The sequence below is a fragment of the Pseudoxanthomonas sp. PXM04 genome (assembly GCF_014851695.1).
GTDB classification, from domain to species: Bacteria; Pseudomonadota; Gammaproteobacteria; order Xanthomonadales; family Xanthomonadaceae; genus Pseudoxanthomonas_A; species Pseudoxanthomonas_A beigongshangi.
On the sequence record NZ_JACVAG010000006.1, the window covers coordinates 309,538 to 321,659 of the forward strand.

Genomic DNA, 12,122 nt, shown 5'->3' on the forward strand with positions numbered 1-12,122 from the left:
ATTATCGCAGCGTGGGCGCCGGTTCAGGGCGCCGGAAAAGGTTGGAGTCGGGACCGGATCCAGTCGGCCAGTTGGGTCTCGTTCAAATCGCCGGCCGCCAGCGCCATCGTCATCAGATAGCGATCCATCGGCGGAGCGACGAGGTCCTGGCCGTTGAGCCGCAGGAACAGCAACAGGGCAATCAGCGCCGTGCGCTTGTTGCCGTCGACGAAGGGATGGTTGCGCGCGATGCCGTGGGCGTAGGCCGCCGCCAGCGCCGCCAGATCCACCCCGTCGCCGTAGGCGAATACCTGCCGCGGACGCGCCAGGGCGCTGCTCAGCAGGTGCGGGTCGCGGACGCCGGACGGGCCGCCGTGTTCGGCCAACTGCTGCAGGTGGGCGGCTTCCATCACCGACTCCAGCAACCAGACCGGTTCGCGCATGGCTACTCGGCCAGCTTGCGCAGGACGTCGCGGTTCTCGCGCATGATCTGCTCGGCCGCATCCATCTGCCGCGCGAACTCGGGATCGAACGGAGTCAGGCGGTAACCGTCCGGCGCCTCGGTCAGATAGAGGGTGTCGCCTTCGGCTACTTTCAGCCGCGACAGCACGTCCCGGGGCAGGACCAGGCCAACGGAATTGCCGATGCGGTTGAGCTTGAGCGTTTTCATGGACGTAATTACAGACGTAATACGGCCGAAGATCAAACATTCGATCCCCGGCCCTTGAAAGGCTCGGCCCGGGCCCCATCTCAGCGCAATCCCGGTTCGCCGGGGTTTGTTTGCCCGCGTTGCTGGCACTCTCGGGTACCGAGTGCTAAAATCGCCAACCTTTCCCTGTCCAATCAATCACTTAAAGAGGATTGAAATGAGCAATATCAAGCCGTTGTACGACCGCGTGGTCATCAAGCGTATGGAAGAAGAGAAGCTGTCCGCGGGCGGCATCGTGATTCCGGACTCGGCCACCGAGAAGCCGATCAAGGGTGAAGTCGTCGCCGTCGGCGAAGGCAAGGTCCTGGACAACGGCAACGTGCGCGCCCCGAAGGTGAAGGTCGGCGACAAGGTCCTGTTCGGCAAGTACAGCGGCACCGAAGTGAAGCTGGACGGCACCGACTATCTGGTCGTGAAGGAAGACGACATCTTCGCGATCCTCGGCTGATCGCCGAGGCGGGATTCGGCATTGGAGATTCGGGATTCGGACAAGCGCGACTTCTGCGCTGATCGCATCCCGACCCATTCCGCCTCCCGCCAACCCATCGAATCCCCAATCCCCAATATCGAATCCCGGAGTTAATACCCATGGCTGCAAAGGACATCCGTTTCGGTGAAGACGCTCGTTCGCGCATGGTGCGCGGCGTCAACGTGCTCGCCAACGCCGTCAAGGCCACCCTCGGCCCGAAGGGCCGCAACGTCGTGCTCGAGAAGAGCTTCGGCGCCCCGACCATCACCAAGGACGGCGTTTCCGTCGCCAAGGAAATCGAACTGGCCGACAAGTTCGAGAACATGGGCGCGCAGATGGTCAAGGAAGTCGCTTCCAAGACCTCCGACAACGCTGGTGACGGCACCACCACCGCCACCGTGCTGGCGCAGGCGTTGATCCGCGAAGGTTCCAAGGCGGTCGCCGCCGGCATGAACCCGATGGATCTGAAGCGCGGCATCGACAAGGCCGTGATCGCCGCCGTGGCCGAGCTGAAGAAGATCAGCAAGCCCACCGCCGACGACAAGGCCATCGCCCAGGTCGGCACCATCTCCGCCAACTCCGACGAGTCGATCGGCAACATCATCGCCGACGCGATGAAGAAGGTCGGCAAGGAAGGCGTGATCACCGTCGAGGAAGGCTCGGGCCTGGACAACGAACTGGACGTCGTCGAAGGCATGCAGTTCGACCGCGGCTACCTGTCGCCATACTTCGTCAACAACCAGCAGTCGATGACCGCCGACCTGGATGACCCGTTCATCCTGCTGCACGACAAGAAGATCTCCAACGTGCGTGACCTGCTGCCCGTGCTGGAAGGCGTGGCCAAGGCCGGCAAGCCGCTGCTGATCGTCGCCGAGGAAGTGGAAGGCGAAGCGCTGGCGACCCTGGTCGTCAACACCATCCGCGGCATCGTCAAGGTCGTGGCCGTGAAAGCCCCGGGCTTCGGCGACCGTCGCAAGGCGATGCTGGAAGACATGGCCGTGCTGACCGGCGGCACCGTGATCTCCGAGGAAGTGGGCCTGTCGCTGGAGAAGGCCACCATCAAGGATCTGGGCCGCGCCAAGAAGGTGCAGGTCTCGAAGGAAAACAGCACCATCATCGACGGCGCCGGCGACACCTCCGCCATCGAAGCGCGCATCAAGCAGATCAAGGCGCAGATCGAAGAGACCTCTTCGGACTACGACCGCGAGAAGCTGCAGGAGCGCGTGGCCAAGCTGGCCGGCGGCGTGGCCGTCATCAAGGTCGGTGCCGCCACCGAAGTCGAGATGAAGGAAAAGAAGGCGCGCGTTGAAGACGCCCTGCACGCCACCCGTGCGGCCGTCGAGGAAGGCGTGGTCCCGGGCGGCGGCGTCGCCCTGATCCGTGCCAAGGCCGCCATCGAAGGCCTGAAGGGCATCAACGAAGACCAGACCCACGGCATCCAGATCGCCCTGCGCGCGATGGAAGCCCCGCTGCGCGAAATCGTCACCAACGCCGGCGAAGAGCCCTCCGTGATCGTCAACAAGGTCAAGGACGGTTCGGGCAACTTCGGCTACAACGCCGCCAACGGCGAGTTCGGCGACATGGTCGAGTTCGGCATCCTGGATCCGACCAAGGTCACCCGCACCGCGCTGCAGAACGCCGCGTCCATCGCGGGCCTGATGATCACCACCGAAGCGATGGTGGCCGAGGCTCCGAAGAAGGACGAGCCGGCGATGCCGCCGGGCGGTGGCATGGGCGGCATGGGCGGCATGGATTTCTGATCCGGCCCTCCAGGCAAACCCGCAAGACGAAAAACCCCGCCGCAAGGCGGGGTTTTTCTTTGGGCCCGGCAACCTCCTCTCCTGTGGGAGCGACGTCAGTCGCGAGCTTTTGCCATCGGCGCCTCTGCCCTTCCCGAATGATGAACGGAAGGCTCGCGACTGACGTCGCTCCCACAAGGAGATGGCGGGTGCTTGACCGAAGCGATGGTGGCCGAGGCTCCGAAGAAGGACGAGCCGGCGATGCCGCCGGGCGGTGGCATGGGCGGCATGGATTTCTGATCCGGCTTTCCAGGCAAACCCGCAAGACGAAAACCCCGCCGCAAGGCGGGGTTTTTCTTTGGGCCCGGCAACCTCCTCTCCTGTGGGAGCGACGTCAGTCGCGAGCTTTTGCCCCCTGGGCCCGTGCCCTTCCCGAATGATGAACGGAAGGCTCGCGACTGACGTCGCTCCCACAAGGGGAGGGCGGGTGCTTGCAAATGAAACATTTTGCATCGCGGCAAAGCTGTGTTATCAATGCACTCCAATGAACGCAGCCCGCGCCAGCTTTTACTTTTGGTACTACTTTCCGATGCCGCTGGCGGAGGAAGGACTGCGCTCACCCTGAAGAAACATTCAGACGCATTCCCGAAAGCCGCCAGCGAACCTGGCGGCTTTTTTGCTTCCAGGGCTGGCGACATCGCACACAGACAACGAACTGGAGATTTCCCGATGGCGCCCCACACCGACGATCTGCGCATCCGCAAGCTGGAACCGCTCACGCCTCCGGCCGAGGTCATCGCGGAACTGCCCTGCGACGAAGCCGTGTCCGAAACCGTCAGCCGCAGCCGCGAAGCGCTGCACGCGATCCTGCATGGCCGCGACGATCGCCTGGCGGTGGTGATCGGCCCATGTTCCATCCACGACCCGATCGCCGCGATGGAATACGCGCAGCGCCTGCGCCCGCTGCGCGATGCGCTGGGCGGGGAACTGGAAATCGTCATGCGCGTGTATTTCGAGAAACCGCGCACCACGGTCGGCTGGAAGGGCCTGATCAATGACCCTGGCCTGGACGGCAGCTTCCGCATCAACGAGGGCTTGCGGCTGGCGCGCGGCCTGCTCCGCAACATCAACCGCCTGGGCCTGCCGGCCGGTTGCGAATACCTGGACACAACCTCGCCGCAGTACATCGCCGATCTGGTCGCCTGGGGCGCGATCGGCGCGCGCACCACCGAGAGCCAGATCCACCGTGAACTCGCCTCGGGCCTGTCGTGTCCGGTCGGCTTCAAGAACGGCACCGACGGCAACGTGAAGATCGCCGCCGACGCGGTCAACGCGGCTTCGCATCCGCATCATTTCCTGGCCGTCACCAAGGAAGGCCGCTCGGCCATCGCCGCCACCACCGGCAACCCGGACTGCCACGTGATCCTGCGCGGTGGCAAGGCGCCGAACTACGACGCCGACAGCGTGGAGGCGGCCAGCCAGGTATTGGCGAAGGCGGGCCTGGCGCCGCGCCTGATGATCGACGCCAGCCACGCCAACAGCCTGAAGGATCCGGAAAACCAGCCGCGCGTGATCGAGGACATCGCCGCGCAGATCGAAGCGGGCGAGACCCGCATCATCGGCGCGATGATCGAAAGCCATCTGGTCGCCGGCCGCCAGGATCTGGTGCCGGGCCAGCCGCTGGCCTACGGGCAGAGCATCACCGACGGCTGCATCGGCTGGGACGCGTCGGTGGCCGTGCTGGAACGCCTGGCCGCCGCCGTGCGCCGTCGCCGCGAGCGCAACGTGTCGCAGGCCGCCTAGTCCGCATCGTGGAGGGCCGCAGGAGCGGCCCGGGCGCGACGGCGATCCGTTCCCCTCTCTCCGGATCGTCGGCGCAATCCCGGGGCCGCTCCTGCGCGGAGCGCCATCGCGGGATGCGCGCGTCGCCCGATGCGATCAGTGCGTTTCGCCGCGATAGACGAACTTCGGCACGTCCCAGTTGTAGCGGATCGCCAGCAGCCGCAGCAGGAAGCCACCGCCCAGGCAGCCCAGGGTGGCGGTGGACTCATTCACGCCCGCGTGCAGCAGGAGCAGATACGCCGCGCCGGTCAGCAGCGAGACGCTGGCATACAATTCCTTCTGGAATACCAGCGGAATCTCGTTGCACAGCACATCGCGCAGCACGCCGCCGAAGGTGCCGGTGAGCATGCCGGCGATCACCACGATGGCCGGCGCGTGCCCGGCCTCGCGCGCGATCGCGCAGCCGATCAGGGTGAAGGCGACCAGGCCCAGCGCATCCAGCCACAGGAACGCCTGGCGAAGATGATGCATCCAGCGGGCGACGAAGGTGGCGACGATTGCCGCGCCAATCGTGTAGCCCAGGTATTCCGGATGCTTCACCCAGCCCAGCGGGTAGTGGCCGAGCACGATGTCGCGCAACGAGCCGCCGCCGAGCGCGGTGACCGAGGCGATGATGACGACGCCGAACAGGTCCATCCGCCGACGGCCGGCGGACAGCGCGCCGGTCATGGCTTCGGCGGTGATGGCGACGAGGTAGATCAGGGACAGCAGCATGGAGAAGGTTCCGACGGGAGGTGGCCGGCACCGCAAGACTTGCGCGCACGCGCTCCACGCGCGGAGACGCGTGGGACGGAACACTCAATTCATGACCGGAATCCGGTGCCGCTCCCGCTGTCCTTTTGCCTGAGAGTTCGGCGGCGTGGGCCGCTTGCCCCTTCGGCGGGTCATCGAAGACCTCTCTCCAGATCGGCGTGGGTGGATGCAGTGGATGGCTGCGTCCAGCAACCGGGCCTGAGCGATTATGGGAGCCTGCGCCTTCGGCGGGAGCCGTGCGGCTCCGCTCTCCTGCATCCGGCGCGCACTTTAGCAGAGACCGATGTGAAAATACCGGCTCCACTGGCCTGCCTGTCCCCATGATCGCCTACGCGCTGCGCTCCGAAACCCCCGCCGACACGCCCACCATCCGTGCCCTGATCACGAAGGCCTTCGCCGTTGCCGAACACAGCAGCGGCACCGAGGCGGCGATCGTCGACGCGTTGCGCGCGCGCGACGAGCTGACCCTGTCGCTGCTGGCGGAACAGGATGGGCGGGTGATCGGCCACGTCGCGTTTTCGCCGGTGGCCATCGGCGATGGCGCGGCCGGCTGGTACGGGCTGGGGCCGGTGGCGGTGGCGCCGGACTGCCAGGGCGCCGGCATCGGCGCCGCGCTGATCGAAGCCGGCCTGGCCCGGTTGCGCCAGGCCGGCGCGGGCGGCTGCGTGGTGCTGGGCGATCCCGGGTATTACGCGCGTTTCGGTTTCGCGAACGAGGCCGAGCTGCGTTACGAGGGCGCACCGGCCGAATACTTCATGGCGTTGACCCTGGATGGCAGCCGGCCGCAGGGGCCGGTGGCGTACAGCGTGGCGTTCGAGGCGACGGAAACCGCGCGGGACTGACATTGGCTTTGCCTCCCCCTTCGGAGAAGGGGGATTGAGGGGGATTTGTTCTTGGCGCCAAAAGCAAGTCCCCCGTCACCTGCTGTGCAGGTGCCCGCCCCCTTTTGCAAAGGGGGCTATCGATGTGGCGCCTTTGCTTATGCCTCCCCCTTCGAAGAAGGGGGACTGAGGGGGATTTGCTCTTGGCGCCAAAAGCAAATCCCCCGTCACCTGCTGCGCAGGTGCCCGCCCCCTTTTGCAAAGGGGGCTATCGATGCTGCGACTTCTGCTTTTACCTCCCCCTTCGAAGAAGGGGGACCGAGGGGGATTGATCAGCCATGCGGCTGTTGAAAAGCGCTTGCTCTTTCAGGTCTTCATGCTGCCCGTGTCCAGCCACCGCTGGTGCCACGACAGTGCCTCGGGCAACAGGTGCGGGGTGTGGCGGCCATAGCTGGCATGTAGGGCGCGTTCGAAATAGTCGGTCAGCGCGTCGCGGTAATCCGGATGCGCGCACTGCGCAATCAGCACGCGCGCGCGTTGCTTGGGCGAGAGGCCGCGCAGATCCGCCAGGCCCTGTTCGGTGACGATGATCGAGACGTCGTGTTCGGTGTGGTCCACGTGGCTGACCATCGGCACCAGCGAGGAGATGCTGCCGCCCTTGGCGGTGCTGGGGCTGAGGAAGATCGAAAGGTAGCCGTTGCGGGCGAAGTCGCCGGAGCCACCGATGCCGTTCTGGATGCGCGAGCCCATGATGTGGGTCGAATTGACGTTGCCGTACAGGTCCGCTTCCACCATCCCGTTCATGCAGATGCAGCCGAGCCGGCGCACCAGTTCCGGATGGTTGGAGATTTCCTGCGTGCGCATGACGATGCGCTCGCGGTAGAAACCGATGTTCTGCTTGAACACCTCGTTGGCTTCCGGGCTCAGCGCGAAGCCGGTGCACGAGGCGCTGCGCAGCACGCCGTCGCGCAGCATGTCCAGCATGCCGTCCTGGATGACCTCGGTGAACGCGGTCAGGTCGCGGAAGCCGCTGGCGCTCAGGCCGGCCAGCACCGCGTTGGGAATGTTGCCCACGCCCGATTGCAGTGGCAGCAGGTTGGGCGGCAGCCGGCCCTTTTTCACTTCGTGTTGCAGGAATTCGATCAGGTGCGCGGCGATCCGTTCGCTGGTCGCATCGGCCGGATTGAACGGGCTGTTGCGATCCGGGCCGTGGGTGCGCACCACGGCGACAATCTTGTCCGGGTCGCAGCGCAGAGCGGTGTCGCCGATGCGATCGTCCGGATGGATCAGCGGAATCGGCTTGCGGTGCGGCGGCAGCGCGGTGCCGTAGTAGATGTCGTGCATGCCGTCCAGGCCTTCGGGCTGCCAGTCGTTGACCTCGACGATCACCTTGCGCGCCAGATCCAGCCAGGTCTTGTTGTTGCCCACCGAGGTGGACGGCACCAGCGCACCGTCCTCGCGGATGGCCGACACTTCCACCACCGCGGTATCGACCTCGCCGTAGAAGCCGAACCAGGTGTGCTGGGCGACGTGGCTCAGGTGGGTGTCGAGGTACTCCAGGGTGCCGGCGTTGATGCGCTGGCGGGTGTCCGGATCGCTCTGGAACGGCAAACGCAGGGCGATGCCGTCGACCTTGGCCAGCGCGCCGTCCAGTTCCGGCGCGGTGGACGCGCCGGTGAGCAGGCGGATCTGGAAGCCCTGGCCCTGCGCGTGGCAACGGTCGATCCGCGCCGCCAGTGCCAGCGGCACTTCCTTCGGATAGCCCGAGCCGGTGAATCCGCTCATGGCCACGGTCTCGCCGGGCTGGATGTGCGCGGCGGCTTCTTCGGCGGAAACGGCGAGCGCGCGCAGGCGCGGATGGCGGATACGGTCGCTGGACATGCGGGGGAGCGGAACCAGAAAGCGGAAAGCGCGCATTATCGCCCGCGGACCCGGCCCGGGGGCCAAGACGATCGGGGAATACACCGCATGCGATGTTTCGTGTCCCGTGGTTCGGGCATGCTGTGCGTATGAACAGGACGTCGATTTCCGGGCTCGCCCCCCGCTGGAGCAGCACACGCCGCTGGCTGCTGCGCGCGGCCCTGGCCCTGCTGGCGCTGTACGCGCTGTACCTGGCCGCAGCCAATCTGTGGATCAACACCGCTTTGGGCGAGCGCACGCTCAACCGCAAGCCGGAGAAATTCCAGATGCATTGGGCCGGCGGCCACAGCTGGTGGCCCGGACGGGTCAGCCTGCGCGAGGTGAAACTGCAGGGCCAGGTGCGGCGCATCGCCTGGCAGGCGCAGGCCAGCGCGGTGCAGGGCGAGATTGCGTTGTGGCCGCTGCTGCGACGGGAACTGCACGTGCCGTGGGTACAGGCCGACGGCGTGAGCGGCGGCGTCCATCGCGCCGAACGCGAGCTGCCGGTGCCGCCGCCGCGCGATGGCGGCTGGGTGTTGCGCTTCGATCGCATCACCAGTGACAGCCTGACCCGCGGCGAGTTCGACGGCCTGCGCCTGGACGGTGAAGGCAGCGCACAGGTCGGTTTCGTCAAGCAACTTCGCGGCGGGCCAATGGAATTGCTGCCCTCGCGCGCGGCGTTCCGCAAGGCGCGCCTGGCCCGTGATGGCGAGGAGGTGCTGCGCGAGGCGGAGCTGGAAGCCACCTTCGCGATCGCCAGGCACCGCCGCGAGGAGGCGCCGGGCCTGCGCAAGCTGCTGAAGACCGACGCGCGGCTGAAGCTGCGCGGCATCACCAGCGCCATCGACGTCACTCCGGTGCCGGGCGGCGTCACCCTCGCGCTCGTGCCCGGGCGCGGCCAGGCCAATATCGATCTCGGTTTCTCCAGGGGCGCGCTCACGCCGGGCAGCCGCCTGCAATGGAGCATGCCGATCCGCGGCAGCGACGCATCCGGCGTCTCCCGCACCGACGCGCTGGGCATCGCGCTGGCGGTGGATCGCCAGGACATCGCGCTGAAGGTGAAGGCGCCGCCGCTCGCCCAGGGCCGGATGTCGGTGGACGCGGATCTGCGCCTGCGCGGGCGCGAGCTTCCGCTGGGCGATTTCCCCTCGCTGCTGCCGCGCGCGTCCGGACACGTGGTCGGGCGCTGGCGGTTCTCCTCGCTGCACTGGATCACCAGCCTGTTTCCGCGGACGCCGTGGCTGCAACTGGAAGGCGCGGGGGACGTGGATGCCGACGTGCAGGTGGTGAACGGGCAACTGGCCGCCGGCAGCCGCATCGGCGTGCCGGAGGTGGACGCGGTGGCCGATGTGATGGGCAACCGCATCCGCGGCCGCGCCCACGCCGATATCCGCCTGGACGCCGGTCCCAAGGGCGAACTGGTGCCGCGGCTGCAGGCGGTGATGGAGCAGTTCCATGTCGCCTCGGTGCGCGCACCGCAGCGTCCCTATGTGCAGGGTCGCAACCTGCGCCTGTTCCTCAACGCCGATGGCCCCTTGCAGGACCTGCGCAACGCGATGCGCGGGCGGGTGGTGTTCGACAACGCCAACGTGCCGGACCTGCGCGTCTACAACCCGTACCTGCCGCGCCGGCACATGCGCTTCGACGGCGGCGCCGGTTTCCTCAGCGGCGATCTGTCGCTGGATACCGCCGGCGATGTCGGCCACGGCCGCCTGCGCATCACCGGGCGCGGTGCGCGCATGCATCTGGCCGGAATCGATTTGCGCGGCGACGTGGACATCGGCCTGGCCCTGCGCCGCGCGGATCTGCGGCGGCGCGCGTTCGTCGCCGACGGCAGCACCGTGCAGTTCCGCAACCTCGGTTTCCGCGAACCCGGCGGCGATGCGCGCAGTGGCTGGTGGGCGAAGCTGCGGCTGGATCGCGCGCGCCTGGACGTGGATCGCCCGCTCAGCGCCGGCGGCAGCGCGGCGGTGCAGATGAAGGACGTGGGTTTCCTGCTGGCGCTGTTCTCGCGCAAGAAGGACTACCCCAAATGGGTCTACCGGCTGGTCGACGCCGGCCAGGCGCAGGCCGATGGCCGGGTGCAGTGGCGCGACGACGTGCTGGTGCTGGACCGGGTGAAGGCGAACAACGACCGTTTCGACCTGCAGGCCCGGCTGCGCCTGCAGGGCCCGCGTCGCAGCGGCCAGCTCTACGCGTGCTGGGGCGTGCTCAGCGCGGGGCTGGAATTGCAGGACAATGCCCGCCGCTGGCACCTGGTGAAGGCGCGGGAGTGGTACCAGGGGCAGCCGGATCTGCTGCGTTGAGGACCGTTTTGCGCAGTTGAACGGTTTGGCCCCTATTCAGGTTTCAGCCGTGTGAATCGTGAAACCGGTTACAGGATCGGCCCGAAAATTGGTCTGGCATCGGTAACATCCAAGCAGAACAAGGCTTTTCGGAAAAACCCCGTTCCCGGCTCAAATGTACTGCCCGGTTTTGTTTTGCAGTGCAGCGTGCAAGCCCCGCAACCGCTCCTTCACGATGGCCCCGCATCCCGACGTGGGGGAGGGAGCAAGCCCGCAACTGGCCTAGCCATTGCGGGCTTTTTTATTGTCCGGGATTCGGGATTTGGGATCCGGGATTCGCAAGGGCGCGGCGTCGTTGCAATGCTGGATTCCGGTCGGGTTGGCAATCGCGGCTGTCGGTGGGGTGGGGGAGGCGTAGAATTCACGCCATGAACGAGTCCTCCCCGCGCCAGATTCCCCTCCAGGTCGTTTCCACCGCCGCCGCCACCGCCTCCGCCCCGCTGGAAACGGGCGTCAAGCAGTTGGGCGGCGACAAGATTTCCCGTTCGCCGGTGCAGTTCGCCGACGCGCCGGTGCTGCGCAAGCCCTCGTGGATCCGCGTGCGCATTCCCAGTGACGGTTCGGTGGCGCGGCTGAAGGCCAAGCTGCGCGAGAACCGGCTGGTCACCGTGTGCGAGGAGGCCAGTTGCCCGAACATCCACGAGTGCTTCGGCCACGGCACCGCGACTTTCATGATCCTGGGCGAGGTCTGCACCCGCCGCTGTTCCTTCTGCGACGTCGCCCACGGCCGGCCCAAGCCGCCGGATGCGTCCGAGCCGCTCAGCCTGGCGCATACCGTGGCCGACATGGGCCTGAAGTACGTCGTCGTCACCAGCGTGGATCGCGATGACCTGCGCGACGGCGGCGCCCAGCATTTCGTCGACTGCATCGCGGCCATCCGCGAGCATTCGCCGGGCACCCGCATCGAGATCCTGACCCCGGACTTCCGCGGCAAGGGCCGCATGGACCGGGCGCTGGAAATCCTGGCGGTGAATCCGCCGGACGTGTTCAACCACAACATCGAGACGGTGCCGGACCTGTACCCCAACGTGCGCCCCGGCGCCGACTACCAGTGGTCGCTGACCCTGCTGCAGAAGTTCAAGCAGCAGCATCCGGAGCTGCCGACCAAGTCCGGCATCATGCTGGGCCTGGGCGAGACCATGGAGCAGGTGAAGGCGACCCTGCGCGACCTGCGCGCGCACGACGTGGAGATGGTCACCATCGGCCAGTACCTGCAGCCCACCGCGCACCATCACCCGGTGATGCGCTACTGGACGCCGGAAGAGTTCAAGGAGCTGGAGCTCTACGGCAACGAGCTGGGTTTCAGCCACGTCGCCTCCGGCCCGCTGGTGCGTTCGTCCTACCACGCCGATCGCCAGGCCGCCGAGGCCGCGGCCAGCGCCCGCAACGCCGCTGCCGGCTGAACCGCGGGTTGGCCGACGGACGGCCAGCCGAAACAGGTTCACTTTTCTCTACGGGCCCGGGGTTAGGGTCTCTTTCGGCAGGCCCATCCGTCTGCCGAAAGACAGGGATGACAAGCGCCGCAACTTTGGGCACTGTCTGGCTGTCAGATGTCCCCGCCGTTCT

Annotated in this window: 10 protein-coding genes and 2 riboswitches; of the genes, 6 read left to right on the forward strand and 4 right to left on the reverse strand. The window is 66.8% G+C overall.

What is annotated here, in order from left to right; all coding sequences use genetic code 11:
* Positions 1 to 23: 23 nt before the first annotated feature.
* Positions 24 to 422, reverse strand: a complete 399-nt coding sequence (locus IB228_RS16040; RefSeq protein WP_192199169.1) for a type II toxin-antitoxin system death-on-curing family toxin — start codon at positions 420 to 422, stop codon at positions 24 to 26.
* A 2-nt stretch (positions 423 to 424) separates the two neighbouring features.
* A complete protein-coding gene (locus tag IB228_RS16045) occupies positions 425 to 649 on the reverse strand; it encodes an AbrB/MazE/SpoVT family DNA-binding domain-containing protein (RefSeq protein ID WP_141454182.1) in 225 nt (74 codons plus the stop codon).
* 196 nt (positions 650 to 845) lie between these two features.
* Here IB228_RS16045 and groES point away from each other — a divergent pair, with 196 nt between their 5' ends.
* The 3 genes from groES (at position 846) to IB228_RS16060 (ending at position 4,699) form a co-directional block, all read left to right on the forward strand.
* Positions 846 to 1,136 carry a co-chaperone GroES gene (gene groES, locus IB228_RS16050; RefSeq protein WP_183640997.1) on the forward strand — a complete coding sequence of 97 codons (291 nt, stop codon included), beginning with the start codon at positions 846 to 848 and terminating at the stop codon, positions 1,134 to 1,136.
* A 140-nt stretch (positions 1,137 to 1,276) separates the two neighbouring features.
* Positions 1,277 to 2,917, forward strand: a complete 1,641-nt coding sequence (gene groL, locus IB228_RS16055; RefSeq protein ID WP_183641000.1) for a chaperonin GroEL — start codon at positions 1,277 to 1,279, stop codon at positions 2,915 to 2,917.
* Positions 2,918 to 3,625: 708 nt separating this feature from the next.
* Positions 3,626 to 4,699, forward strand: a complete 1,074-nt coding sequence (locus IB228_RS16060) for a 3-deoxy-7-phosphoheptulonate synthase (protein WP_192199170.1) — start codon at positions 3,626 to 3,628, stop codon at positions 4,697 to 4,699.
* Positions 4,700 to 4,834: 135 nt separating this feature from the next.
* Here IB228_RS16060 and IB228_RS16065 read toward each other — a convergent pair whose 3' ends face one another.
* Complete coding sequence (locus IB228_RS16065; protein ID WP_183644903.1) at positions 4,835 to 5,452, reverse strand: trimeric intracellular cation channel family protein; 618 nt, start codon at positions 5,450 to 5,452, stop codon at positions 4,835 to 4,837.
* 109 nt (positions 5,453 to 5,561) lie between these two features.
* Positions 5,562 to 5,653, reverse strand: a riboswitch (glycine riboswitch).
* A 10-nt stretch (positions 5,654 to 5,663) separates the two neighbouring features.
* A riboswitch (glycine riboswitch) is annotated at positions 5,664 to 5,756 on the reverse strand.
* A 58-nt stretch (positions 5,757 to 5,814) separates the two neighbouring features.
* On the opposite strand from IB228_RS16065, the gene IB228_RS16070 reads away from it, so the two are divergent.
* Positions 5,815 to 6,333 (forward strand): N-acetyltransferase, encoded by a 519-nt coding sequence (locus IB228_RS16070; RefSeq protein WP_343227100.1) that lies wholly within the window; start codon positions 5,815 to 5,817, stop codon positions 6,331 to 6,333.
* A gap of 345 nt (positions 6,334 to 6,678) precedes the next feature.
* On the opposite strand, the gene IB228_RS16075 is transcribed toward IB228_RS16070, so the two are convergent.
* On the reverse strand, positions 6,679 to 8,193 hold the full coding sequence (locus IB228_RS16075; RefSeq protein ID WP_192199172.1) for an acetyl-CoA hydrolase/transferase family protein: 1,515 nt from the start codon (positions 8,191 to 8,193) through the stop codon (positions 6,679 to 6,681).
* 128 nt (positions 8,194 to 8,321) lie between these two features.
* Here IB228_RS16075 and IB228_RS16080 point away from each other — a divergent pair, with 128 nt between their 5' ends.
* Positions 8,322 to 10,517, forward strand: coding sequence for a hypothetical protein (locus IB228_RS16080; protein WP_192199173.1), 2,196 nt, complete (start codon positions 8,322 to 8,324; stop codon positions 10,515 to 10,517).
* Between the two features lie 407 nt (positions 10,518 to 10,924).
* On the forward strand, positions 10,925 to 11,959 hold the full coding sequence (gene lipA / locus IB228_RS16085) for a lipoyl synthase (RefSeq protein ID WP_192199174.1): 1,035 nt from the start codon (positions 10,925 to 10,927) through the stop codon (positions 11,957 to 11,959).
* The last annotated feature ends 163 nt before the right edge of the window (positions 11,960 to 12,122 follow it).

What these genes read in the sequence shown, in the direction of transcription:
- IB228_RS16040 (WP_192199169.1), bottom strand. Translation starts at nt 422, where the DNA reads ATGCGCGAACCGGTCTGGTTGCTGGAGTCGGTGATGGAAGCCGCCCAC.
- IB228_RS16045 (WP_141454182.1), bottom strand. Translation starts at nt 649, where the DNA reads ATGAAAACGCTCAAGCTCAACCGCATCGGCAATTCCGTTGGCCTGGTC.
- groES (WP_183640997.1), top strand. Translation starts at nt 846, where the DNA reads ATGAGCAATATCAAGCCGTTGTACGACCGCGTGGTCATCAAGCGTATG.
- groL (WP_183641000.1), top strand. Translation starts at nt 1,277, where the DNA reads ATGGCTGCAAAGGACATCCGTTTCGGTGAAGACGCTCGTTCGCGCATG.
- IB228_RS16060 (WP_192199170.1), top strand. Translation starts at nt 3,626, where the DNA reads ATGGCGCCCCACACCGACGATCTGCGCATCCGCAAGCTGGAACCGCTC.
- IB228_RS16065 (WP_183644903.1), bottom strand. Translation starts at nt 5,452, where the DNA reads ATGCTGCTGTCCCTGATCTACCTCGTCGCCATCACCGCCGAAGCCATG.
- IB228_RS16075 (WP_192199172.1), bottom strand. Translation starts at nt 8,193, where the DNA reads ATGTCCAGCGACCGTATCCGCCATCCGCGCCTGCGCGCGCTCGCCGTT.
- IB228_RS16080 (WP_192199173.1), top strand. Translation starts at nt 8,322, where the DNA reads ATGAACAGGACGTCGATTTCCGGGCTCGCCCCCCGCTGGAGCAGCACA.
- lipA (WP_192199174.1), top strand. Translation starts at nt 10,925, where the DNA reads ATGAACGAGTCCTCCCCGCGCCAGATTCCCCTCCAGGTCGTTTCCACC.